The organism is Mesobacillus campisalis (assembly GCF_000986785.1).
Lineage (GTDB): Bacteria > Bacillota > Bacilli > Bacillales > Cytobacillaceae > Mesobacillus_B > Mesobacillus_B campisalis.
Genome location: NZ_LAYY01000025.1, coordinates 12,638 through 36,410 on the forward strand (window position 1 = coordinate 12,638; position 23,773 = coordinate 36,410).

The window sequence follows — 23,773 nt, forward strand, 5'->3', positions numbered from 1 at the left end:
GTTAAGAGCGTCTCTTTCGTTATTCTTTAGGCTTATCTTCGTTCGGAGTGTTTTCGGAAGCCTCTCCGGAGTTTTCAGCATTCTTCAGAGCTGTTTCATCCTTTTTGGAGTTGATGGTGACTTTGACGTCGTCTCCTGCATCGACAGTTACTGGCCCACTGCGGTCAGGAAGCTTGCCATGGTCTGCCAGGTGCCTGATTTGTTCCTCATCGAGGGTTTCTACCTCGAGGAGTGTATTGGCAATCAAGTCAAGCTTGTCACGATGCTCTGTTAGGATTTGCTTCGCTCTTGCGTAACAGTCCTTGATGATACGCTGGATTTCCAAGTCGATTTCATATGCAATCGCATCGGAATAATTCTGTTCATTATGAAGGTCGCGGCCAAGGAAAACCTGCCCGCCCTGGGCCTGGCCAAACTGGAGCGGCCCAAGCTTGTCGCTCATTCCATACTCCGTTACCATCTTTCTCGCGATGCCTGTTGCTCTCTGGAAGTCGTTATGGGCGCCTGTACTTACCTCGCCAAAGACGATTTCTTCCGCGACGCGGCCGCCGAGGAGCCCGGTGATCTTATCAAGAAGCTCTGGCTTCGTCATGAAATAACGATCTTCCTTTGGCAGCATAACCGCATACCCGCCAGCCTGGCCGCGAGGTACAATGGTTACCTTGTGGACAATGTCGGCCTCATCGAGCACAAGGCCGATGACGGTATGCCCTCCTTCGTGGAAAGCCACGATATTCCGTTCCTTCTTGGATATGACACGCGTCTTTTTGGCAGGTCCTGCAATGACGCGGTCTGTTGCTTCATCAATATCTTCCATCTCGATTTTCTTCTTGTTTTGGCGAGCCGCGACGAGGGCTGCTTCATTAAGAAGGTTCTCGAGGTCGGCACCGGAGAAGCCTGGTGTCCGCTGTGCGATCGCCCTCATATTGACGGATTCGGACAAAGGCTTATTGCGTGCATGCACTTTCAGAACCGCCTCACGTCCATTGACGTCCGGACGGTCAACCGTGATCTGGCGGTCAAAGCGGCCTGGGCGCAATAGCGCAGGGTCGAGGATATCAGGACGGTTTGTTGCCGCCACAATGATTATTCCTTCGTTGGCTCCAAAGCCATCCATTTCAACAAGCAATTGGTTCAGCGTCTGTTCGCGTTCATCGTGTCCGCCGCCAAGGCCCGCACCACGCTGGCGTCCAACTGCATCAATTTCATCAATGAAAATAATACAAGGTGCATTCTTTTTCGCATTTTCAAACAAGTCACGAACACGGGAAGCACCGACACCGACAAACATCTCGACGAAGTCGGAACCACTGATCGAGAAGAACGGTACGCCTGCCTCGCCGGCAACCGCACGGGCTAGCAAAGTCTTACCTGTACCCGGAGGCCCCACAAGGAGGATCCCCTTTGGTATCCTAGCACCAAGCTCCGCAAATTTGCGCGGGTCTTTCAGGAATTCCACTACTTCAACAAGTTCCTGCTTTTCTTCATCCGCACCCGCAACATCCTTGAAGCGGACTTTTTTCTTCTCGTCATTATACAGCTTGGCTTTGCTCTTGCCGAAGTTCATAACCCGGCTTCCGCCGCCCTGTGCCTGGTTTAACAGGAAGAAGAATAAAATGAAGATGATGATGAATGGAATGATGGAAGTAAAGAATGTTACCCAGCCGCTTGTTTCTTTCGCCGGCAGAACTTCAATATCCGCCTGTGCAGCCGCGTCCCTCAGTTCCGCCAGCTGCGCTTCGCTATTCCACACATAAGTCAAAAAGTATTTGCCCTCTTCGTAGCCTTCAAGCTGGCCTCTTATCTCGAACACTCCGCGTTCAGGCTGCAGAGTAAAGTTGTTAACGTTACCCTGTTCAAGCTCGCTGATGAATTCATCATACTTAATGTGCTCGGTAGGCTGATTGCTCCCATTAAAAAAGCTGACAACCCCTATAATGACTAAAAATATTAATAAATAAAAGATGGTGTTACGGAAAATCCGATTCATCCCTTACCTCCTCCCACAGTAAAACAAACTATACTAAATAGTATCATATGAAAATGCCGCTGCACAAGGAATTACCCTTGTCAGAAACGTTGGTCCCACAAAGCTTCAGACCGTTTTCCAGTCCCGCTTCCCCTACTCGCCTTTTGTGTAGACTTCCGGCTTCAAAACGCCAATATATGGAAGGTTCCGGTACTTTTCCGCATAGTCCAAGCCATACCCGACAACAAATTCATCCGGAACGATGAAACCGATATAATCTGCCTTAAGATCGGCCTTCCTTCCCGTCGGTTTGTCCAGAAGTGTGACAATTTTAATGGACTTCGCTTTTCGATAACGGAAAAGTTCGACAAGATAGCTTAAAGTCAATCCACTGTCGATAATGTCTTCAATAATCAGAATGTCCCTGCCCTCAACGGAAGTATCAAGATCTTTCAGGATTTTCACTTCACCTGATGATACAGTCGAGTTTCCATAGCTGGAGACATCCATGAAATCCATTTCCAAATAGGTATCCATTCTCTTCAACAGATCCCCCATGAATGGCATTGCCCCTTTCAGGACGCCAATCGCGAGAGGAAAGCGGTCTTTATATTCTTCTGTTAGTGTAGCGCCGAGCTCCTTTATTTTTTCCTGAAGTTCAGCTTCTGTTATCAATACTTTTTCAATATCCTGTTTCATGGTCTGTGCCCCCTGGAAGAATTCATTGCCTGTATATAAGCTTTATTACTTCCTCTGTTTCTGCCCCGTCAGGTAGATGGCTTGACTTCTTCAAGCCTGGCAGCCAGAGGATGCGGCCATTGCGGTCTGTCACCACCGGCCAGCGGTCCCTTTCGGAAACCGGGATTTTTTTATCAATAAAAATATCCTTTAACTTCTTTGTACCTGCCATCCCTTTTAACGTCATCCGATCCCCCGGCTTCCTTGTCCTGACGATAAGCGGAAAGCCGGTTTCCCTGACATCAACCAGAAACGAGCCGGTGTCCACGGGATCAAATGGTTCTGACTGCCAAAAAGCCTCAATCCGGCCTCCGCCTGGCAGCTGCACCAAACCCGGACCATGAAGCTCCACGTAAAATGGCTTCCACTCTGCAGGATGGAGCTGAAAAAAGCAATTTCCATACGAGCGGGTGATTTTCAAACCATTTGGAAAGTCAAGCGTACCGGAAGGGTGGGGATTGCGTATGATTGAAAAGATGCTTTCAATATGTACAGCGGAAAGAGAAGAAGGGTGTTCTTCATAGAGATAGTTTAATATTAGTTTAATCCCTCTTCTTTGTAAAGGCATTGGCATCTCTAGAAAAGGACCAATATCCAGCGTTACTTCTTCCTCTGTTTTCTTCATTACTTTATTCATTTTGGCCCCAGTTAATTCAGCAAGATAATGTTCATCGCTTTCCAATTCTTCACTAAAACGCTGAAAATGCTCATGGACCAGCGGGTTTTCCTGATGCAAAAACGGAAGGACGGACCCCCGGAAACGATTGCGGCTGTATACCTCTTTCATATTGCTCGGATCCCTGCGCGGTTCAAGCTGGTGAAGCTCACAATACTCCTCAATCTCCTTGCGGGAAAGGCATAAAAATGGGCGGAAAATCATCCCCTTGCCAAGCTTCCGTGTAAACGGGATGCCGGCCCTCGCCTTCCCTGTACTGCCGCGCGTCAGCCTCATCAGCACGGTTTCAATCTGATCATCGCCATGATGTCCCAGCGCAAGGCATTGGAGGTCATGTTTTATGATCATCTCTTCGAAGAAGCTGTATCTCCTCTCCCGGGCAGCCAGCTGGGGATTCTTCCCCGTCTCCTTGATGTAACGGGGAACATTCGAACGAAACATTTCAAAAGGAATGTTTCGTTCTTGACAGAAATTCTGGACAAACAACGCTTCCTGGTAGGACTCTTCCCCCCGGAACATATGGTCCATATGGAGGGCCATAAGGTGCAGGTCAAAATGTTCCTGCCATTCCCACAGGAAATGCAACAGAGCGAGGGAATCCGGCCCCCCAGAAACTCCTACAGCTATTCTTTTCCCTTTAAGCGGAAAAGAATGCCTCTCCAGAAAAGACTTTACTTTTTGTTCAATCATTTTTTTGCTCTTCCTTCTGCAGATGATATCCCTATTATACGGACAATCTTGCGGATGGTTTCAACTATTTAAAGGATTTGGACATAAATATAAAAAAAATAGAGCATGGAAATAACAGCAATAATTAAAAGTGTTTCCCCAAAACCGCCGCTCTTTTTCTGTTGGCTGGCAGCACCCCTTGCTGTCCTTGTAGCCGCCCTTTTGGAATCGGCTGCCGCCCTTTTTTTCCTGGCGGGCTGAAGGACCTGCAGGATGCTGCTTCTCATTTCCGAAGCTGACTGATAGCGTCCGGTCAAGGCCCCTTCAATCACAACAGCATACTTGGCCAATTCGCTTTGCCTCACAAGCGGCATCAGCTGGTCTGTCCCTCCCCCTTTTTTGGCAAACCGCTTTGGATAGGCTGTATTGATCATCACCATGGCGACCGCAAACAGGTCATAGGTTTCATCGGCCTTCCTGGAGCCCATGCCCCAATAGCCCCTGTCAAAAAACTCGGTGAACTCCTTTATTGCCCTCCCCTTTAAAGTGGTTCCTCCCACGTCAATGCAGCGGACTCTTGGAGGGGGGCCGGTCACAATCAAATTCTCAGGCTTTAAGTCACCAAAGACCCAGCCATTCCTATGTATACCCTCCAAGTCGGATAATAGCTGCAAGATAAGCACCCCCAGCCAATCGTGGCCTTTCTGCTGAATGAAAGAAAGCAGGTCGGGACCTTTAATAAATTCCATTACATAAAAGCTCGTCTGTCCCCCGCCTTGCTCCCAATCGTCTACATCCAGCAAAGAAGGCCCAAGGGCAGATCCCTGGACCTTGGTAAAAGATTTTAAAACATTCACTTCCGATGTGACGGAAGAAGCATTGTCGCTCATTTTCAGTGCAGCCTGTCCGTCTGCTGTCCGAACGAGATAAACGACTCCATTTGCTCCATAGCCAAGCTGTTTGATGACCGTATAATGCTGGCCATGCCATTTTCCGCGAATGGCTGTTCCCTGGGCGAGGTTACACAGACTCTTCAAAGAATGATTCATCATCACGGGAAAGCAGGCTCCTTAACGATCGTTTTTTCTCGAAATAACTGATAGCTTCCCTAATCGCCGGTCCTGTAGGCGTAATGCCGCCGACAGCCAGCTTAGAAAAAACAGAGGAGAGAGATTCAAGCCTTGGCGTCCAGTCAAGCAGCTTCTCGACTTCCTCGCGTTTCCCAGGAAAGGCAAACACTGAAAATCGGTTATCGCCACTGCGGGCATTCAGGCTTAAACTTAAATCAAGCAATGCCTCCTTGACGGTTGGCAGCTTGTGTTTCATGCTTGCACTTGTATCGACGAGGACAAGCACTTCAAGCTGCACCGTTTCTCCCAGTTCCTCCACCACTTCCATGATTTCACCGCGTTTTTCTGGCGGCAGGTCTTCCATCGTCCCTGTCCCGCCCAAAATTTGCTTGAGCTCGCGGTTCACCACACCTTGCAAGGTCTGCGTCATCGCTTTCCTGGTCACCATCTGGACCGTCTGTGACAGCTGCTGGGCATAAACAATCTGACTGACTCCGCCTCCAGCCATTGCAATTCCATCAATTTCCTTTAGTCCCTGGTCATCGATGACATCCTCTTCCATAACTCCTATGACATTAATGGTAATACCCTGCTCTTTTGCGAGGGCAGCCATTGCAATCGGATCTTCACCCTGATTGGAGCAGCCGTCCGTGATCAGCAATACTTGTTTTAAAGTCCCCGTTTTCATAGAATCTCCCTCCAAGTCCTAATTTTGTTACCATTTTTGACCTGGAGGAGAATAAATATACTTTTTGCACATAAAATAAACGTTATGCCTGCTTTTGTACCGGGATGGAGGCCCACTTTGGAATATTGTGATTGATTTTCGCGACCACCACGGTCATGTCATCTTCAATCAGCCCTGAGCGCGAACGGATCACTTCTTCCATAATCAAGTCGGCTACAGCCTGTGGGTCATCGGTCTGCAATTCATGAATTTTGCGTTTCATCCATACATCATAGTTTTCCACATGTTTAGGCCCTTCAAAAACGCCATCGCTCATCATGACCAAGAGGTCCCCCGCCTTCAGCTGTTCACTTACGACATCCACTTCGAATTCCTGGAGGATTCCCATTGGCAGATTGCTGGCCTGGATTTTATGAACCTTGTTTCCGCGCTTGATAAAGCTTGGCGTTGAGCCGATCTTCAGGAAACGAGTGGAAGCATTCTGGAGATCTATCATTGCCAAATCTAGCGTCGAGAAAATCTCATCGGTTGTTCTTAATGAAAGAATGCTGTTAACCGATTTGATGGCCACCTTTTCTTCAATCCCGGATTGAAGGATCTGCTGAAGCAGCAGCAAAGTTTCCTGGCTTTCCGAATGGGCCCGTTCGCCATTGCCCATCCCGTCACTGATCGCAATCGCAAACTTTCCTCCTCCCAGTTCAATAGTTGAATAGCTGTCCCCGGAAACAAGGTCGCCGTCTTTGGCTGCATGGGCCACGCCTGTCATCACAACGTAAGCCTTGGCTGACCTGAAAGTCGCATGGCAGAATCCATTCGGAAAAGATGCACACTCTTCGGAACTGACCACAATTGTCTCACCTAGTATGTCTGAAAGCATTGGAGCGATGATTTTTTCGCATTCACCGTGGCCGCGGCAATATGGGATCGTCATATCGATATCCACATTTCCCTGTTCAAGGCTATAAATTTCGACATGTTCAATCTGGAGTCCGAAATCCTGAATGGCTGATAAAATCTGGTCCTCCTGCTTATGATGGTTTTCACGCTCCCGCTGTATCTCTTTCGCGAAGTCTTCCATAACCTCGGAAACTCCAAGAAGCTGGTCGGCCACCAGTTTCCGGCTCTCCTGTACCTGCTTTTTGAGCTTGCGGTTTGCCTGGTAAAAAGTTAGTTGCTGCTGCATGATCTCAAGGACTTTTTTCGACCGGGTGCAATGCTTGTCCCACTCCCTCGTAAGCCGGGGAGACACCGTTCCCCCCTGCCCGTCCATTTCATGCATAATGTCACGCATATAGTCATAGGTTGTATTAAAGTTCCTTGCCCAGCAATGATCCTTTTTAAAGCATGTTTGGCATGTCTTTTCGGTCACATTGCTTAAAAAATAATCAAGCTCGCGGTCCGCATCTTCCCCATCCGTATGGGCCTCCATAGTCGAAAAACTTTTGGATAATGCCTGAAAGACATTGGAGAATTGCGAAACCCTGCGGGCCGTGACATCCCGGATCTTCCTCATATATTGCTGCTGTTCAGCCGAATACTCGGGCGTGCCCGGAATATGTTTCGCAATCCTTGAAGTCAATGAATTTGGGGTCAGCAAAAAGAGCAGGATGGCAGCAGCAGATTCCAGAACCGACTTGTTCAGGGTACCACCGGCTTCCCCATACATGCCAATCAGTAAAGTGGCAATCATCAAACCGAGTGCGACACCAAGCTTTTTCCCTTCCTTCAATAACCCTCCTAGCAAGCCTGCAAACGCCAGAAGGCTCATATGGTAAAAACTCGACACACTGGCCAGGCTGAAAATCAGGCCGGTTACGACCCCGACTGTGGAGCCGACCGTAGCCCCAGCTACAAACGAAAACACAAGCACCAGATAACGGGCCAATGTGTGCTCCACCGATAAGTCATAGACCGTCCAGCCAATGGTGCCGGTCATCACAGATGCCAGCATGATGATCAAACAGACAATTTCCTCCGTCTTTAAGGAAGGCTTCCGTTTCCCGGCTGTCAAAAGCGGGATTCCCTGCAGGAAGATAAACGTCAAAATCAGGCCCAACCCTGCTTCAATCCCTGCCATGGCACTTTCATAGACAGTCATGTTCCCGCTTGTCACCAGGATTTTCAGCATCTTACCTGTCAAAATAGTGATAAATACAAGGAAGGGAAGGCTTGTCAGTTCATTATTTAGATATTTAGACGTCAGGCGATAGAGCAGGAGAAACAAAAAAATGGATCCAAGAGTAAACGCCGCTTCCACGAGTCCCAATGTTGCAGCGCCGGCTACTAGTCCAATGAGGGCAATGGGGGCTCGGTCCTTTCGGATATAATAAACAGCGGCGAAGAAGGGGAGGCTGAATGGAGTCAGCTGCGCGAGGATCAATGCCCTGCCAAGCAGGAACCCAATAATTAGAAAAAGATATCCCTTCTTCAGAAAGACACTTTCGATTTTCATCTGCAGTCTGGCACCGAAACCGGATAGGTCAAACTTTGGCTTTATAACCTCTCTTATCGGCTCAACGATATTCCTTTCCGCATTTTGCATTTGATCCACTCCCTGCATTTTTTCGTTATTTTTCATTATAAAAGACAAATTATCAGAATTTTGTCAAAAATAAGGACAAGTCATTCACTTTCGTTCGACTGTTTCCCAGCTTTGTCCCGACAAATTTCTTTGTAATTCTTATTGACATAAATCCATTCGCTCGGTATTATATATCTTGTGCCTTAACAAAGGCCAACATGGCGGTGTAGCTCAGCTGGCTAGAGCGTACGGTTCATACCCGTAAGGTCGGGGGTTCGATCCCCTCCGCCGCTATACTGAAATGCGGAAGCGCCTTTTCCAGCTCCGTCAGGCATAAGACGAAGCACCGCAGGAAGTCGCTTTTTGACTTCTGGAGGGGTTTGGCTTATGACTCGAGGAGCTAGGCGCTGCAGCTGGACAACTTGGATGCGGAGGCGACTGCTCAGCCCCGACAAGCGCTGGAGGGCCGGCAGGTGAAGTCGTTCTTTGACTTCATCGGACGGACCGAAGCGTCTCGAGGGGCTAGGAGCCGCAGCTGGACAGCACGAAATGTAAAAGCGCCCGCATACAATTTTATCAAGGCCCCTTGGTCAAGCGGTTAAGACACCGCCCTTTCACGGCGGTAACACGGGTTCGAATCCCGTAGGGGTCATCCCAAAAGCACTAGTATCCAATAGTGCTTTTTTTATTTTCAGAAGGCAAAAATAAAAAAGACAAGTCCGATCGACTTGTCTTTAAGAATATCTATATTATCTTCAGCAGCAAGTTACCCTCTTCTGGCTCCTCTGCCGCCCCGTTTTGATTCAGTATGGCGCTTCAGGGATGACAGGCGGTCTTCACTGTCCTTTAGAAACTTAGCCATCTTTGATTCAAAGTTTTCCGGGCGGCTGTTGCGGTTATCGTTTGTCCTTCCATGGCGCGGGCGCTGGGAGTAAGGCTTCGAATCCCTTTCCGGACGGGCCGGCCTCTCCGGCCTGTCGATTGCCTTTTTAATGGATAAACCAATTTTCCCGTCTTTTTCCACATTGAGAACTTTAACCTCAACTTGGTCGCCGACTTTCAGATGGTCGTTAATGTCCTTTACATAATTATCTGCGACCTCACTGATATGAACAAGACCTGTTGACCCTTCCGGCAGCTCCACAAATGCTCCGAAATTAGTGATGCCTGTTACCTTCCCCTGTAACTTGCTGCCTACTTCGATTGACATAAAAAGAATGTTCCTCCTTAAAGAATTAAAAAATCATGCTTGCTGTATATTATACCGAACATGGAAAAAGAGTGTCAATAAGCCGTCAATACAGCCCTTTTTTCCTGCTTTCTATGGAAGGTTGAAGATAATTTCCCCTTTTTCCGACAGGAAATAATCCCTTCTCGCCAGTTTGGCAATATACTCTTCATCATTCAATTTTACGATTTCTTCTTCGAGAATCTCCTGCTTCTTCTGCAAATCGGCCAGCTTGCTTTCCCGCTCTGCCTTTTCTTCAATTTTTTGTTCAAGGGCGGATGTCTGCGAAATAAAGGTAGAGACCATAACGACGGAAATAACAGCGGCGAAGACAAAAAAGACTGCGAGGCGCCTAAATAACAACTTTCGCTTCCTGGTTTCTGCGATTCCTGCTAACTCACTTTGCTGTATATACTGGTTCTCCAATTTTGCGATTTTGCGTTTTTTAACGGCACTCATTCCCCGCGGTCCTCCTTATTTTTTTATGTTTTTCACCTTGTTTATGACCTTATAAGTGTATTTCTTGAGCCGATGGATAAATCCTGCCATTTCATTATATAATCTCTCGACGCTTTTTTTAATCTTTTTCGGCAAAAGCTTCCAAAAAAGTGTAAAGAGCAGCTGAAATGGTTTCCAGGCTACCCTTAGTATCCACAAAGAAAATGTCCAGGCTGTTTTTCCCAAAAGTAAAAGGCCCTTTCCCGCCAACAGCAGCAGGGAAAGGATCGATAATCCCAAAAAGCGAAGCGGACGAAGAATGAGGGTACGGACAATGCCGACCATAATCCGGTATGTCGAAACAGCAACGGAAATCAGCCATTCCAGCAGTTTCAGGTATAGACGTCTCACCAGGCTCTGATAGGCGGCAAACCCGCATAAAAGAGCGAGAAAAATATAAAAACGAAGTTCTCCCTGGTTAACCGAGAAAAGTACATAAAAAATGGACAGCCCCTGGTACACCCAAAAAAGGACATCATTGATAAATACGATCCAGGTTTTTCGCCTTTGCCTCTGCAGGAAACGGTTATACGTATCCAGCGAGACACCAAACAGGCTGCCCATTCCAATCATGGCGAGCATGGTGATGAATTGGGTGGTAAGCGTCATCGAAACAGCTTGCTAAAGAATCCTTTAGCCTTCTCCCCATGCTGGTCATCCAAATAGACCAAGTCAAAGACTTTTCCCTTAATCGAGACAATCCCTTTATCCACATCAAGGTTTTTCATTTGCAGATTCTGGCCTTTGATTGCCAGAAACCCCATAACCGTTTCCAGGAGGAACTCTTCGTTATCAAAGCTCTCTACCTGTTTGACACCGGAAATCTCGAGCGTGCGCCTTCCTCGCATGATGACATCATGGTCAGGAGTGCTTTTTTGGTTGGTTGATTCATAATATTGGCTCATGTTTATCCCCCACAATCTCTTTATACAGAGTTTGTACATATGTATGATAGCAGGGGGATAAATAGAACAAGCCTGTTATTCTGTATCGTTCAATCTTTCTTCGCTGACAATGGTATACATCTCCGCCGCTTCTTCTTTGCGGGAATTTTCCTGAATTCGATCTATTTTGGCGGTCACTTGCCTCTGGCCAAACCGGATGGAAAGCTCATCGCCAACTTTGACATTCGTGCTCGCTTTTGCCGGAACTCCATTCACAAGGATTCTTCCCTGATCCGACACTTCCTTTGCCATTGTTCTTCTCTTTATCAACCGGGAAACCTTTAGAAATTTATCCAATCTCATTGTCTTTAAACCTCCTATTTCTCCTTTTCTTTTGCTTCCTCCCAAAATGCATCCAAATCCTCAAGCGTATAGTCGGAGAATGGACGATTGCTTTCCGCAACCTTTTGTTCAATATATCCAAAACGGCGGGTAAATTTCTGGTTGGTCCTGAACAAGGCTTCCTCAGGATCTATTCCATAATGCCTGGCCACATTGACGAGGGCAAATAAAAGATCGCCGAATTCCTGCTCCTGTTCTTCTTTACTTTTACCGCTGACTGCTTCTTCAAACTCCCCTAACTCTTCTTTTACCTTGTCAATGACCGGTTTGATGTCTGGCCAGTCAAAGCCAGTCTTGGCCGCTTCCTTTTGCAGCTCTGCAGCCTTGAGCAATTGCGGCAGGCCCTTTCCCGCCCCTTCAAGCAGGGAGGCAGGTGCACTTCCTTTCTCCTGCTGCTTAATTTGCTGCCAATTTTTCAGCACCGCTTCCTCATCTTCCGCCACTGTATCTCCAAAGACATGAGGATGCCTGCGCACCATTTTTTCCGATATACCCGCTATCACATCTTCAATGGAAAAATAGCCGTCATCCTCGCCAATCTGGGCATGCAGCATTACCTGCAATAGAACATCGCCCAGTTCTTCCACCATATGGTCGATATCTTCATTGTTTATTGCCTCTATTAATTCATATGCTTCTTCAATTAAATATTTTTTCAATGACATATGGGTCTGTTTTTTGTCCCACGGGCAGCCATTCGGCCCGCGCAAATCTGCAATGATGCGGCGCAGCGTCGAAAACTCGCGGTATTGTGCCTGTTCAGGTCCTACAGGTGGGACGTACACGGAAGTAAGGTTATTTACCTCTGTTTCATGATCCAGCTCGTACAGAGGAACCCAGGCGATTTTCTCTTCACTGCTTCCGGCTGCCGTCACAATCGCCACCATATATTCATCAGGAAGCTTTTCCATTAGGGTCAGCTTAACGTCCGAGGCAACAAAGCGGTCATACACCTGGCCGATAATCATATGGCTGCCTATGGCAAGCTGGTCCTTGGAGAGACCGGTCCCGTCAAGAAGCTGGAAACCTTCGATTGGATCAACTTTCAGCGCCTGGAAAATGGCGTCAATAAAACTCTGGCCTCCGCCAATTTTAATTTCAATTCCCCGCTTAGCCCCTCTTTCCAATAACAGCTGTACAGACCGTTCTGCCACAAGCGGGTGGCCTGGTACAGCATAGACAATTGCTGACTTTTCCGCTTCTCCCAAAAGTGTCTCGCATATTTCTTCATATACGGCAGGAAACTCACTGTGCTTTTCATAGATATGGTCAAAGGACAGAAAGCTTGCCCCCTCCTGCTCAAGCTGTGCAACAACAGGATGCTCCTTTGTCCTTAGATAAACGGTTTGATCCCCTGTCAGCTTCTTATAAACACCGAATGGGATTTGCTCCAGATCTCCGGCTCCAAGACCGAGCACTAAAATGTTTTTCATATCTTCTCTCCTGTCTTGTTTGGCAAAAGAAACAAAAGCCTGCTGCCAAATGGCAGCATCAGCAATTCTGCTTCACCCAATGCCTTTGTTCTAATGACAATGATGATATAAATCGCCGCACCCAGTAAAACCGAACTGACGGCCTGAATAGCCGACACCAGCCTCAAGGGCTGCAAATAGAATTCAAGGTAAGCAGCAAGTTCAAGGTAAAAGTGCAGAAAAACCCCCATGGACATGGCAGCAAACAGAACCTTCCCAATAAACAGTGCAGGGAGAACGCGCTGCCCCACTGCACTCCGCAGTTTCCATATCGATACACCCATCATGGAAATTAAGGAAATGAGGGAGGCGGCAGCAGCTCCCATAGTGCCATGTAACGGGACTAAATATAGGTTTAAACCATATTTTAACGCGAAACCTGCCAAAATCAAAACAGCAGGGAAGTACAACCTGTTTAATCCCTGGAGGACACCCACAAGGGTAATCAGGACGGTTGCTGGAAGAATCATCAAACTTAATACCGCAAGAACCGCGGAACCATCTGCATTTTGGAACAGCATTACATTGGTTGGCTCAATAATGCTGAAAAGCCCCGCCGAGGCCGCTGCCCCAATAAGCAGGCTCATTTGAAGCGCGATTCGCACATGCTTAACTACATATTCCTTACGGGTTTCACCCGATATGGCGGGGACCAGCGATAATGCAATAGAGGTTGCTGCCACGGCCCCCAGCTGGATCAGCGGCTGGCCGCGGTCAAAGATGCCTTTGGCTGTTTTAGCCTCGGATGCCTCCATAATGTGAAGCAGCTGCTGATAAAGGTTAAGGGAATCGGCCAGCTGCATGAGTATGAGCACCATCCCGCTTATGCTTACCGCGAATCCTTGAAATGCCAGCGCCTTAACTACCGCTGGCGCTTCACTCGCAAATTCCTTTGATTTAAAGGCAGACCCGAAAACATGATGGCTGTTCCGCAAAAAAAAGAAGCCCAGTATCCACAGACCGACTAGCCCCCCGGTCACTGACCCAAATACCGCTGCGCTTCCAGCCTGATATAACGAATATTCCCACTTCACCAACAGGAATGAAAGCACAAGGATGGTTATAACACGCACAAACTGCTCTCCTACCTGGGAATAGGCAGTGGGAATCATATTGCCCCTTCCCTGGAAATATCCTCTCATAACCGCGGTGAAGGGCAGAATCAAAAACGGAAAGGCCATAACCCGAAACAATCTGGAAAGCTGGGGATCTCCCATCCAGGCAGCCATCATTTCGGCGCCAAACAGGAAAGTGGAAAAAAGGACGATTCCAAGCAAAGCGAGAAAAAACAGGGAAATGGAAAGCAGCCTTATCGCCTTCTCCTGATTCCCTTCTTTAAGCTCATCGCTGTAAAGCTTGGAGATGATGACCGGAAATCCGGTGGTCGACAAAACGAGCATCATCCCATAAAAGGGATATACCTGCTGATAAATATAGAAACCAACATCCCCCACAATGTTTTGAAAGGGAATGCGGTAGAGCGCACTCAAAATTTTTGTAATAAGGGCGGCCGCTGTCAGGATCATTGCTCCCCTGAACAGTTCATCCGCTTTTACAACGGGCTTCATAGCCAGCTCCTTCCATGGAAGAAAGTATCTCAAGTATTATAATCACAATGGTTTGATTTGGCAATCAAAAGGGAGAAGGCCCGCATATGAGCTGACCTTGCGCACGGTACTCATTCATTCGGACTCGAACCCAGCTGTTTCATCAGCTCCTGTCCGAATGAGACCTCAGTTCGGACTCCAGCCCGGCCTTTTCCTGCGGTCCTGTCCGAATGCATCTTCATGCTTGCCCTGCTGAAGAGATAACGGCAGCGAACAGCCGGATTCAGGAATAGCAAAAAAGCGGCCCATGGCCGCTTTTTTTGGTAATGGTATTATTGCTCCATCTGCCTGGCAAGGAAACCTGCCGCTGTTTCAACTGCTTTTTGCTCTACTTCTCCCAATGAAGCTTCTTTAGAGAAGATGATTACCGCTCCAATTGGGTCTCCATTGGCGATGATTGGGCCAATGGTATAAGCGGAGATGGTGTCTTCATTGCCGTCTGACAGTGAAACAGTTCCTTGCTGGTTGACGAGGACTGAGCTGCGATCTTCCATTGTTTTTTCAACAAGGTCACTAATATTCTTATTCAAATAGTCTTTTTTAGAGCCTCCGGCAACAGCAATAAAAGCATCCCTGTCACAGATGAGGACTGGATTTCCAAGGCTGTCGTAAAGCGCCTCTGCATATTCTTTCGCAAAATCGCTCAACTCGCTGATTGGGGAATATTTCTTCAGAATCACTTCCCCATCCCGGTCTACGAAGATTTCCAATGGATCTCCCTCTCGGATTCGAAGTGTTCTGCGGATTTCTTTTGGGATAACTACACGACCTAAATCATCGATACGACGAACAATACCAGTTGCTTTCATCCAACGTTGCCTCACTTTCATCTGATGATTGTGTTACTGGCAATGGTGGTACTAAAGTTAATTTCCACCTTTGCCAAGATTGAACTTAGTATCTTTCATATGGAAAGTTCTATTCACAGACTAGAAATTTTTCTCTTGGGTGATAAACATGCCAGAAACGGATAATCCTTCCATTAGCTTCCACTCTTTGAAATACCCTTGTCTAGTTTGTTTGAAACACTTTCCAATTTACAGTTCTGTTACAAACCTGCTCTTAAGATACGGAGTTCTCCTCCTTAACAGAATCATGCAGTCCCTTGACCATTTCGAACGTAATGGAGAACCACTGGTTTTGGTCCAGTCCCTTTGTCTGGATGACCATCTTCAGTTTCTTGCCTTCCATGCCCAATCCAACCTGGCGGCGATATTGATTGCTGATTTTAAAGATTTTCTGGCCATCCACGCGGCTGCTTCCATCCTCGGAAAGCAGGATGGTTATTTCCTGCTTGTTCTGCTTGACGGATTCCACTCCGGCCATGCCGGCGAAGATTTTAAGTTCAGCCACATTAAAGAGGTTCAGCACCTCGTCAGGATAGTCGCCATACCGGTCTACCATCTCTTCCTGCAGCTCTTCAATATCCTTTAACGTCTCCAGGGCACGGAAGCGCTTATACATCTCGATTTTCTGATGTCCATCCCTGATGTAGGAATCAGGAATATAGGCATCCACTTCAAGGTCAATTTCAATGCTCGGCCTAATTTTCTGTTCATGTCCAGGCTTGCGTTCTTCGATGGCTTCCTTGAGCATTTGAGAATATAGGTCGAAACCGACAGAGTCGATGAATCCGTGCTGTTCGGCCCCAAGCAGATTTCCGGCACCGCGGATCGACAAGTCGCGCATCGCGATTTTGAATCCGGAGCCAAGCTCGGTAAACTCCTTGATTGCCTGGAGCCGCTTCTCGGCGACCTCTGTCAGCACCTTGTCTTTTCGGTACGTAAAATAAGCATAGGCAACGCGGTTGGAGCGGCCGACACGCCCTCTCAGCTGGTAAAGCTGGGAAAGACCCATTTTATCTGCATCATGGACAATCAGTGTGTTCACATTTGGAATATCCACGCCGGTTTCAATGATTGTCGTGCTGACGAGCACATCATATTCGCCTTCCAGAAAGCCCAGCATGACCGATTCCAGTTCGTTTTCCGTCATCTTCCCATGCGCATAGGTTACCCTTGCGTCGGGAACAAGCATGGAAATCTCTTCTGCCTTCCGCTCGATGTCTTCCACCCGGTTATAGAGGAAATAAACCTGGCCATCCCTTGCCAGTTCCCTTTCAATGGCTTCCCGGACAAGACCCCCGTTGTACTCCATGACATAAGTCTGGACAGGAAACCGGTTTTCAGGCGGGGTTTCGATAACAGACAGGTCACGAACACCAAGCATCGACATATGCAGGGTCCTTGGGATTGGTGTGGCTGTCAAGGTAAGTACATCGACATTTGTTTTAAGCTGTTTGATTTTTTCCTTGTGCGTAACACCAAAACGCTGTTCTTCATCAATGATGAGCAAACCAAGGTCACGGTAGGTAATGTCTTTTGAAAGAATCCGGTGGGTGCCGATTACAATATCGACCGTTCCCGTTTTGAGTCCTTTTATTGTCTCATTTTGCTGCTTGCGGGTGCGGAATCTGCTTAATAGTCCAATATTGATCGGGTAGTCCTGGAACCTTTCCCTCATTGTCTCATAATGCTGCTGGGCAAGGATGGTCGTCGGTACAAGGAGAGCGACCTGCTTTCCATCAGCAATTGCCTTGAAGGCTGCCCTGATCGCCACTTCCGTCTTGCCATAACCAACATCCCCGCACAAAAGGCGGTCCATTGGCCGCTCGTTTTCCATGTCCTTTTTGATTTCCTGTATCGACCGGAGCTGGTCTTCTGTTTCCTGATACGGGAACGAGGTTTCAAATTCCCGTTGCATATCGCCATCCGGCGAAAAAGCATACCCTCTGCTCGCTTCCCTTTCGGCGTAAAGCTTGATCAGGTCATCAGCGATATTTTGGACCGAGGACTGGACCTTGCTTTTCACACGTTTCCAGTCGCTGCCGCCAAGCTTATAAACCTTTGGCTCCTTTCCTTCCGAGCCTACATACTTTTGCACAAGGTCGATTTGCTCGACAGGCACATACAGCTTGTCTGTTCCCTGATAACGAATATGAAGATAGTCTTTATGGACACCGTTAATGACCAGTGTCTCAATGCCCAGGTATTTTCCAATCCCGTGGTTAACATGGACGACATAGTCGCCCGCTTTCAACTCGGAATAGCTTTTGATCCGCTCCGCATTGGACAGCTTTTGGCGCCGGGCTGACTTTCTTGTCTTTTTATTGAAAAGCTCTTCCTCGGTTATCACGGCAATCTTTTGGATTGGCATTTCAAATCCGGTGTTCAAGCTGCCCCGCAGAATCTGTACCTTTTCCGGCAGCAGTTTGTCTTCCTTGACGACCAAGGCTTCCATTTCATAATCTTCGAGAACACGCTCAAGCTTGTGCATCCTTTCCTCATCGGCTCCAAGGAACACAACCGTATAATGGCTTTTTTTCCAGCGCTCTATCTCACCCTTTAAGACATTCATCTGCCCATGGAAATTCTGCATCGGCTTGCATGATATATTAATAATATTTTGCGGATTGGTGTTCGGAACATGCCTTAAAAACAAGCTCAAATAAACAATATGAAGCTTTGTTTGCTGCAGCAGTTCGGGAAGATGGTGGGAAATCCTTAGGTCATGGATGATTTGCCCTTCCCCAAGCAGACTGGTGTACCATTCTGCTTCTTCTTTATTGAGGGATTCATTCATTTCCTGAACTCGTCCAATTTCATCGATAAACAGCATGCCATTATTCGGCAAGTAATCTAGCAAACTTTGAGGCTGGCCATAGGCAATCGACAAATACTTGAATAATTCATCAGGCTTCTGGCCATTCCTGAATTGTTCCAGCTCATACCCGATATTTTGGGACAGCTGCGTTTTCGCCTTATCATCCTTAAGTTTCTTCAGACTTGATGACAGTCCTTTTTCCAGACCGGCAATAAGCCTGTCGACCATTCCTGCGTCAAGCAGATTCTCGGCCGCAGGGCCGATTGACACCTCGTTCAGCTTTTCCTTGGAACGCTGATCCTCCAGCGAGAAGGTACGAATGGAGTCCACTTCCGTGTCAAACAACTCAATCCTCAGCGGATCAACGGCCGTGAGGGGGTAAATATCGATAATCCCTCCCCGGACACTGAATTCGCCAGGTGCGGCGACCAGCTCGGAACGGATATAGCCCATATCCACAAAGGTATTTAATACTTTCTCTACTTCAATATCTTCGCCAACAGAAAATTGCAGCTGAAATTTACTCCAAAGCTCTTTAGGCGGCAATATTTTTCGCAGTCCCGCAACAGGCGCTACCACAATGCCCTTTTTTCGGCTCGCCAAATGATTGAGGGCCTCAATGCGCTGTGCCCTCAATTCTGGTGAAGAGATGCTTAATTCAGCTGCAATCAGTTCATTGGCTGGATAAAGAAATACTTCTTCTTCCCCAATAAGGCCAGCCAGGTCATCATATACCTTTTGAGCCTGAAGCAGATTATGTGTGGCCACCAGCACCGGCCGGCCTGTTTTTTCATAAACAGATGCTAAAAAAACAGTTCTTGCCGAGCCTGACAGACCGGCTACCAACTGTTCTTTCAACCCTTCTTCCATTCCGGAAACAACAGAATGTATATCATCCTGCTGATTAAAAAGAGCTTTCAGCCCTTGCATCCCAACCTCTCCCTTGATGATCCATGTATTCACGTTTAGTAAAAAACAGAAAAATGCTTTGGAGCAGAGTGCCCAAAGCGCAGTTGTCAGTGAATCAGATAATCATTTGCATGATATCCGGGGTTGCGTTCCAACGATTCCTGACAATCTTCACAGATCGATTTTATATGAATATCACCATTGTTTACATAAGAAATCATATCATGGCGTTCCTCTTCTGTCAGCTTATGGAAGCCCAAGTTCTCACTATGAACAGATATTTGGTCCAGAGAACCTATTTTTGTCCCACAATGCCGGCAATGATAGTGCAGTGCCATGCCAAGTCCCTCCCCGCTTATTCTTTCTCTTATTATTCACAGCAAGGGAGGAACTTATTCATTTAAATATATTCAGCTGTGAACCAGATATGTTCACTGATTGTACGTATTCATGACCTGGAGGAAAGGCTTTTCCAGCCATGCCTCGCAGGCTTCGGATGCCTTTTTGACAGCATGCTCCATATCAGGCTGCTCTTCCTTAGAGAATTTCCCGAGTACATAGTCGGTAATGGCCATTCCGTTTTGCGGCCGGCTTATCCCGACCCGGATCCGGTTAAACTCCTGGGATCCCGTATGGGCAATTGTCGACTTGATGCCGTTATGCCCGCCTGCACTTCCCTTCTGCCGCAGGCGGATTTTCCCGGTTGGCAAATCAAGGTCATCATAAACCACAACAAGGTCATCAAGTTCAATATCAAAATAATCCATGACGGCCCTTATTGACTCACCTGATAAATTCATATACGTTAAAGGCTTTAATAAAATAACCTTTTCACCTTTTACAACTCCTGCACCATACAGGCCCTTGAGCTTGGCCTGGCTCAATGGGATATCAAGCCTGGCGGACAATTCATCAATGACTTCAAATCCGATGTTATGACGCGTTTTATCATACTGCTTTCCTGGATTCCCCAGTCCCACAATCAGTTTCATCTATATTCACCCATTTTCTATCAACGATAAAAGACGCAACCCTTGAGGTTACGTCTATTCTGCTAGCTTTCGCTGGCTTCTGTTTCTCTGCCTTCTTCATTTTCAGGGATCCCAGGTTCCTGCTCTTCACCCGTACTGATCTCTTCTTCCTGCTTAGGAGGAAGGATGGAAACAAGCACAAGCGATTCATCTTCATTGATTTGATAGCTGGCTCCTGTCCGGATGTCAGCTACAGTAAGATTCTCGCCTACCTGGAGGTTCGTAATATCCACTTCAATGGCCTGCGGAATATTGCCTGGAGTCGCTGTTACCGGCAATTCATGGACTGGCTGCTGAACCACGCCGCCATCCTTGGCCCCGGCAGCTTCGCCGACCAGCGCGACCCTGACATTGGCTGTGACTTCAGACGACATATCGACCGCCCGGAAATCAACATGGAGAATTTCCCTTTTAATGGAATCCTCCTGATAATCACCCAGCATGACATCCGTGCTGCTGCCGTTGACATCCAGCGAGATGATTCCGTTTCTGCCAACTTCACGGATTGTTTTAATAAAATCCTTGCTGTCGACGAAAACTGGCTTGCTATCCGTATTTTTTCCATACACGACAGCTGGTATTTTCCCTTCGGCACGCAGTTTCCTCAAACTTGAATTCTGTGCCGATCCGCGCTCATTCGCTTTTAATACCGTACTCATAGATAAGTCCCCTTCCAAGTGAAAGTTTTTAAGGCTTCTCCTATAAAAAATGCCCTAAAATGGACTAATCTAAACGCAAGAGTGAGTATTAAAAGGAAAGGCCTGCCTCTGGAGCAAGCCTTTTCCCATATTAATCAAATAATGTGCTGACTGATTGTTCTTCATGGACACGAATGATCGCTTCGCCAATTAACGGAGCTACAGACAGCTCAACAATCTTGTCGATGCGTTTTTCTTCGCCCAGTTGAATTGTATTCGTTACGACCAATTCCTTAATCTTGGAATTTTCAATCCGCTCAATTGCAGGTCCTGAGAGAACAGGGTGTGTACAGCAGGCCAGCACTTCGAGAGCGCCATTCTCCACAAGCGCATTGGCCGCAAGCGTAATGGTGCCGGCTGTGTCAATGATATCATCAATCAGGATAGCTACTTTCCCTTCAATATTTCCGACAATGTTCATGACTTCGGCCACATTTGGACGAGGACGTCGCTTGTCGATAATGGCAATTGGAGCTTTCAGTCTCTCCGCCATTTTTCTTGCTCTTGTCACTCCGCCATGGTCAGGGGACACAATGACGATGTCGCCGTCAAAGTGACGGTTTTTAAAATGCTCCGCCAAAATCGGCACACCCACCAACTGATCCGTTGGAATATCGAAAAACCCTTGGATTTGCGGTGCATGCAAATCAAGCGTGATGACGCGTGTCGCCCCCGCGGTTTCAAGCAGGTTGGCCACAAGCTTTGCTGTAATCGGCTCGCGTGCCCTAGCCTTTCGATCCTGACGGGCATACCCGTAGTAAGGGATCACAAGGTTAATCGTCTTAGCCGATGCCCGCTTAAGGGCGTCAATCATGATCAGCAGCTCCATGATATGTTCGTTTACGGGACCGCTCGTGGACTGGATGACAAATACATCGCAGCCGCGGATGCTTTCCTCAATGTTAATCTGGATTTCGCCATCACTAAATCGGGATACAGAGCATTTCCCTAACTCAACACCAATCACTTTGGCGATTTCCTCTGCCAGAGCCTTATTGGAATTGAGGGTAAACACCTTTAAATTCGGGTCTAAATATTGATTCGTCATCATGAACCTCCAAGTTATTTCTTTCGATTCAATTTCTGGGCATACTCTTCTTTATTCACCTGGCGGGCGCGGGCGATAGCCAGGCCTTCCCCGGGCACATCTTCCGTAATCGTTGAACCTGCTGCTACATAGGCTCCCTTGCCAATCGTCACAGGTGCAACCAGATTGGAATTGCAGCCAATGAACACATCATCTTCAATTTTGGTCAGGTGTTTATTTTGTCCATCATAGTTTACCGTAATCGACCCGCAGCCAATGTTCACGTCCGTTCCTACTTCCGCATCGCCAATATAGCTTAAATGGGAAGCCTTGCTGCCTTTTCCAAACACCGCTTTCTTGATTTCGACAAAGTTGCCGATTTTCACTTCATCATGAATATCCGATTGCGGCCTGATATGAGCAAATGGGCCAATGTTGACACCTGAACCAATCTTGCTGTCGAATGCCGCGGATTGGCGGATAACAGTATTATTGCCAATTTCGCAATTGCTGATTTCACTGTTCGGCCCAATGATGCAGTCCGGTCCAATAGATGTGCTGCCATCAATAGTAGTCCCGGGATAAATGACGGTATCCGATCCAATGGTGACATCTGAACCAATATACGTATTGGAAGGGTCAATTAGGGAAACACCATTCCGCATATGCATTTCATTGATTCTTTTTCTCATGATTCGCTCTGCCTCTGCAAGAGCCACCCTGTCATTAACCCCCATGGTTTCCTCAAAGCTTTCTGTGACATAAGCAGAAACCCTGTCACCCTGCTTCTTCAGAATTTCAACAACGTCCGGCAGGTAGTACTCCCCTTGCACATTGTCATTTGAAACATTCTCCAGTGCGGCAAACAAAGCTTTATTATCGAAACAATATGTACCTGTATTGATTTCAGTAATTTTCCGCTCTGCTTCAGTTGCATCCTTATGTTCAACAATTTTTTCAACATCGCCATCTTCACCGCGCACGATGCGGCCGTATCCGGTTGGATCGTCTGCAAGCGCTGTAAGTATGGTTGCTTTTGCGCCTGTTTCCTCATGATGGCGGAACAGCGCCTCCATTGTCTCTCCTTTGACAAGCGGAGTATCTCCGCAGACGACCAGCGTCACTCCATCATTGTCCGCAAGTATATCCTTGGCCTGCTGCACGGCATGGGCTGTCCCAAGCTGCGCTTCCTGCAGGGCATACTGGCTGGTGTCGCCAAGCTGTGCTTTCACCTTTTCCGCCCCGTGGCCTACAATTGTTACAATATCGTTTATATCAAGACTTTTTACCTGGTCAATTACATGTTGAACCATAGGCTTCCCACAGACAGGGTGCAGAACTTTGTAAAGTTTTGATTTCATTCTCGTTCCCTGGCCGGCAGCCAGTATTACGGCGTAGCGGTTTGACATCCAACAGGCCTCCAATTCACCTTTTTATCCATTACGAATATATCCTAAAATCCGATTCTTTTCAACATGCGGGTCCAGTGGACAAATATTGGAATTTCTCCGGGAGGGAAACGAATTGTGTGCAAGGATGTTTATGAGGGGATGAAAGGGGGTAATAAAAAAGAGCCTTACTTGTGAGTAGGCCCCCTGATGAATAAACGTTATTTTATTATGCTCCAGCTTCTTCGAACTCGACTTCCAGTTCACCGAGGCGATGGTATTCCGCCAGTACCGCATCCTGGATCTTGCCGCGCGTGCCAGAATTAATTGGATGGGCGATATCGCGAAACTCCCCATCCGGAGTGCGTTTGCTAGGCATCGCAACAAACAGGCCATTATTTCCGTCGATAACACGGATATCGTGTACGACAAATTCGTTATCAAGCGTGATTGATGCAATTGCCCTCATCCGTCCATCTGTGTTTACCCGCCGCAATCTAACGTCAGTTACTTCCATTCTGTTCACCACCTTCGCAAAAGATGAATTTCTAGTTTACATATTCAACAGACATTTCCATTTTCCTTCTTTACCGTAAAAATATTTTCAAGAAAAAGAGAAATTTAAAATATGAAAT

21 protein-coding genes and 2 tRNA genes are annotated in these 23,773 nt (G+C 47.3%); 2 read left to right on the plus strand and 21 right to left on the minus strand.

Annotation, left to right across the window (positions count from 1 at the left end; genetic code table 11):
- Positions 1-19: 19 nt before the first annotated feature.
- The 6 genes from ftsH to spoIIE all read right to left on the minus strand — a co-directional run bounded on the left by ftsH (position 20) and on the right by spoIIE (position 8,352).
- Positions 20-1,990, minus strand: a complete 1,971-nt coding sequence (gene ftsH / locus WQ57_RS18020) for an ATP-dependent zinc metalloprotease FtsH (RefSeq protein WP_046525159.1) — start codon at positions 1,988-1,990, stop codon at positions 20-22.
- Positions 1,991-2,122: 132 nt separating this feature from the next.
- On the minus strand, positions 2,123-2,668 hold the full coding sequence (gene hpt / locus WQ57_RS18025; RefSeq protein WP_046525160.1) for a hypoxanthine phosphoribosyltransferase: 546 nt from the start codon (positions 2,666-2,668) through the stop codon (positions 2,123-2,125).
- A gap of 22 nt (positions 2,669-2,690) precedes the next feature.
- Positions 2,691-4,073: a tRNA lysidine(34) synthetase TilS gene (gene tilS / locus WQ57_RS18030; protein WP_046525161.1), complete on the minus strand. Its 1,383-nt coding sequence runs from the start codon at positions 4,071-4,073 to the stop codon at positions 2,691-2,693.
- Between the two features lie 68 nt (positions 4,074-4,141).
- A complete protein-coding gene (locus WQ57_RS18035) occupies positions 4,142-5,104 on the minus strand; it encodes a protein kinase domain-containing protein (protein ID WP_046525162.1) in 963 nt (320 codons plus the stop codon).
- The gene (locus tag WQ57_RS18040) at positions 5,073-5,810 is read right to left on the minus strand and encodes a vWA domain-containing protein (protein WP_046525163.1); all 738 of its coding nucleotides are present in this window, start codon (positions 5,808-5,810) and stop codon (positions 5,073-5,075) included. The genes WQ57_RS18035 and WQ57_RS18040 overlap by 32 nt, the downstream gene beginning before the upstream one ends.
- A gap of 82 nt (positions 5,811-5,892) precedes the next feature.
- Positions 5,893-8,352 carry a stage II sporulation protein E gene (gene spoIIE, locus WQ57_RS18045; protein WP_046525164.1) on the minus strand — a complete coding sequence of 820 codons (2,460 nt, stop codon included), beginning with the start codon at positions 8,350-8,352 and terminating at the stop codon, positions 5,893-5,895.
- Between the two features lie 199 nt (positions 8,353-8,551).
- On the opposite strand from spoIIE, the gene WQ57_RS18050 reads away from it, so the two are divergent.
- A tRNA-Met gene (locus WQ57_RS18050) sits at positions 8,552-8,625 on the plus strand.
- 286 nt (positions 8,626-8,911) lie between these two features.
- A tRNA-Glu gene (locus WQ57_RS18055) sits at positions 8,912-8,983 on the plus strand.
- Positions 8,984-9,097: 114 nt separating this feature from the next.
- Here the strand turns inward: WQ57_RS18055 and WQ57_RS18060 are convergent.
- From WQ57_RS18060 to spoVG, 15 genes are all read right to left on the minus strand, one after another.
- Positions 9,098-9,541 (minus strand): S1 domain-containing RNA-binding protein, encoded by a 444-nt coding sequence (locus WQ57_RS18060; RefSeq protein WP_046525165.1) that lies wholly within the window; start codon positions 9,539-9,541, stop codon positions 9,098-9,100.
- Between the two features lie 111 nt (positions 9,542-9,652).
- On the minus strand, positions 9,653-10,018 hold the full coding sequence (locus WQ57_RS18065) for an FtsB family cell division protein (RefSeq protein WP_046525166.1): 366 nt from the start codon (positions 10,016-10,018) through the stop codon (positions 9,653-9,655).
- Between the two features lie 15 nt (positions 10,019-10,033).
- Positions 10,034-10,666, minus strand: coding sequence for a spore cortex biosynthesis protein YabQ (yabQ, locus tag WQ57_RS18070; protein WP_046525167.1), 633 nt, complete (start codon positions 10,664-10,666; stop codon positions 10,034-10,036).
- Positions 10,663-10,962 carry a sporulation protein YabP gene (gene yabP / locus WQ57_RS18075; protein ID WP_046525168.1) on the minus strand — a complete coding sequence of 100 codons (300 nt, stop codon included), beginning with the start codon at positions 10,960-10,962 and terminating at the stop codon, positions 10,663-10,665. Before yabP ends, yabQ begins: the two co-directional genes overlap by 4 nt.
- A 75-nt stretch (positions 10,963-11,037) precedes the next feature.
- Positions 11,038-11,304 carry an RNA-binding S4 domain-containing protein gene (locus WQ57_RS18080; protein ID WP_046525169.1) on the minus strand — a complete coding sequence of 89 codons (267 nt, stop codon included), beginning with the start codon at positions 11,302-11,304 and terminating at the stop codon, positions 11,038-11,040.
- 14 nt (positions 11,305-11,318) lie between these two features.
- The gene (yabN, locus tag WQ57_RS18085; protein WP_046525170.1) at positions 11,319-12,776 is read right to left on the minus strand and encodes a bifunctional methyltransferase/pyrophosphohydrolase YabN; all 1,458 of its coding nucleotides are present in this window, start codon (positions 12,774-12,776) and stop codon (positions 11,319-11,321) included.
- Entirely contained in the window at positions 12,773-14,383 is a 1,611-nt protein-coding gene (locus WQ57_RS18090; protein ID WP_046525171.1) for a putative polysaccharide biosynthesis protein, read from the minus strand. Before WQ57_RS18090 ends, yabN begins: the two co-directional genes overlap by 4 nt.
- 311 nt (positions 14,384-14,694) lie before the next feature.
- Positions 14,695-15,231: a stage V sporulation protein T gene (gene spoVT, locus WQ57_RS18095; RefSeq protein ID WP_046525172.1), complete on the minus strand. Its 537-nt coding sequence runs from the start codon at positions 15,229-15,231 to the stop codon at positions 14,695-14,697.
- A gap of 253 nt (positions 15,232-15,484) precedes the next feature.
- Positions 15,485-19,015: a transcription-repair coupling factor gene (gene mfd / locus WQ57_RS18100; RefSeq protein WP_046525173.1), complete on the minus strand. Its 3,531-nt coding sequence runs from the start codon at positions 19,013-19,015 to the stop codon at positions 15,485-15,487.
- A gap of 86 nt (positions 19,016-19,101) precedes the next feature.
- Complete coding sequence (locus tag WQ57_RS18105; RefSeq protein ID WP_046525174.1) at positions 19,102-19,332, minus strand: anti-sigma-F factor Fin; 231 nt, start codon at positions 19,330-19,332, stop codon at positions 19,102-19,104.
- A gap of 93 nt (positions 19,333-19,425) precedes the next feature.
- Entirely contained in the window at positions 19,426-19,986 is a 561-nt protein-coding gene (pth, locus tag WQ57_RS18110; RefSeq protein WP_046525175.1) for an aminoacyl-tRNA hydrolase, read from the minus strand.
- A 62-nt stretch (positions 19,987-20,048) separates the two neighbouring features.
- Positions 20,049-20,684 (minus strand): 50S ribosomal protein L25/general stress protein Ctc, encoded by a 636-nt coding sequence (locus WQ57_RS18115; RefSeq protein WP_046525176.1) that lies wholly within the window; start codon positions 20,682-20,684, stop codon positions 20,049-20,051.
- 130 nt (positions 20,685-20,814) lie between these two features.
- Positions 20,815-21,771 carry a ribose-phosphate diphosphokinase gene (locus WQ57_RS18120; protein WP_046525177.1) on the minus strand — a complete coding sequence of 319 codons (957 nt, stop codon included), beginning with the start codon at positions 21,769-21,771 and terminating at the stop codon, positions 20,815-20,817.
- A 14-nt stretch (positions 21,772-21,785) separates the two neighbouring features.
- The gene (gene glmU, locus WQ57_RS18125; protein WP_046525178.1) at positions 21,786-23,159 is read right to left on the minus strand and encodes a bifunctional UDP-N-acetylglucosamine diphosphorylase/glucosamine-1-phosphate N-acetyltransferase GlmU; all 1,374 of its coding nucleotides are present in this window, start codon (positions 23,157-23,159) and stop codon (positions 21,786-21,788) included.
- A gap of 208 nt (positions 23,160-23,367) precedes the next feature.
- Positions 23,368-23,655 carry a septation regulator SpoVG gene (gene spoVG, locus WQ57_RS18130; RefSeq protein WP_046525179.1) on the minus strand — a complete coding sequence of 96 codons (288 nt, stop codon included), beginning with the start codon at positions 23,653-23,655 and terminating at the stop codon, positions 23,368-23,370.
- Between the last annotated feature and the right edge of the window lie 118 nt (positions 23,656-23,773).

Excerpts from the sequence above, each read along its gene's own strand:
- ftsH (WP_046525159.1), bottom strand. The coding sequence starts at position 1,990 with ATGAATCGGATTTTCCGTAACACCATCTTTTATTTATTAATATTTTTA.
- hpt (WP_046525160.1), bottom strand. The coding sequence starts at position 2,668 with ATGAAACAGGATATTGAAAAAGTATTGATAACAGAAGCTGAACTTCAG.
- tilS (WP_046525161.1), bottom strand. The coding sequence starts at position 4,073 with ATGATTGAACAAAAAGTAAAGTCTTTTCTGGAGAGGCATTCTTTTCCG.
- WQ57_RS18035 (WP_046525162.1), bottom strand. The coding sequence starts at position 5,104 with ATGATGAATCATTCTTTGAAGAGTCTGTGTAACCTCGCCCAGGGAACA.
- WQ57_RS18040 (WP_046525163.1), bottom strand. The coding sequence starts at position 5,810 with ATGAAAACGGGGACTTTAAAACAAGTATTGCTGATCACGGACGGCTGC.
- spoIIE (WP_046525164.1), bottom strand. The coding sequence starts at position 8,352 with ATGCAAAATGCGGAAAGGAATATCGTTGAGCCGATAAGAGAGGTTATA.
- WQ57_RS18060 (WP_046525165.1), bottom strand. The coding sequence starts at position 9,541 with ATGTCAATCGAAGTAGGCAGCAAGTTACAGGGGAAGGTAACAGGCATC.
- WQ57_RS18065 (WP_046525166.1), bottom strand. The coding sequence starts at position 10,018 with ATGAGTGCCGTTAAAAAACGCAAAATCGCAAAATTGGAGAACCAGTAT.
- yabQ (WP_046525167.1), bottom strand. The coding sequence starts at position 10,666 with ATGACGCTTACCACCCAATTCATCACCATGCTCGCCATGATTGGAATG.
- yabP (WP_046525168.1), bottom strand. The coding sequence starts at position 10,962 with ATGAGCCAATATTATGAATCAACCAACCAAAAAAGCACTCCTGACCAT.
- WQ57_RS18080 (WP_046525169.1), bottom strand. The coding sequence starts at position 11,304 with ATGAGATTGGATAAATTTCTAAAGGTTTCCCGGTTGATAAAGAGAAGA.
- yabN (WP_046525170.1), bottom strand. The coding sequence starts at position 12,776 with ATGAAAAACATTTTAGTGCTCGGTCTTGGAGCCGGAGATCTGGAGCAA.
- WQ57_RS18090 (WP_046525171.1), bottom strand. The coding sequence starts at position 14,383 with ATGAAGCCCGTTGTAAAAGCGGATGAACTGTTCAGGGGAGCAATGATC.
- spoVT (WP_046525172.1), bottom strand. The coding sequence starts at position 15,231 with ATGAAAGCAACTGGTATTGTTCGTCGTATCGATGATTTAGGTCGTGTA.
- mfd (WP_046525173.1), bottom strand. The coding sequence starts at position 19,015 with ATGCAAGGGCTGAAAGCTCTTTTTAATCAGCAGGATGATATACATTCT.
- WQ57_RS18105 (WP_046525174.1), bottom strand. The coding sequence starts at position 19,332 with ATGGCACTGCACTATCATTGCCGGCATTGTGGGACAAAAATAGGTTCT.
- pth (WP_046525175.1), bottom strand. The coding sequence starts at position 19,986 with ATGAAACTGATTGTGGGACTGGGGAATCCAGGAAAGCAGTATGATAAA.
- WQ57_RS18115 (WP_046525176.1), bottom strand. The coding sequence starts at position 20,684 with ATGAGTACGGTATTAAAAGCGAATGAGCGCGGATCGGCACAGAATTCA.
- WQ57_RS18120 (WP_046525177.1), bottom strand. The coding sequence starts at position 21,771 with ATGACGAATCAATATTTAGACCCGAATTTAAAGGTGTTTACCCTCAAT.
- glmU (WP_046525178.1), bottom strand. The coding sequence starts at position 23,159 with ATGTCAAACCGCTACGCCGTAATACTGGCTGCCGGCCAGGGAACGAGA.
- spoVG (WP_046525179.1), bottom strand. The coding sequence starts at position 23,655 with ATGGAAGTAACTGACGTTAGATTGCGGCGGGTAAACACAGATGGACGG.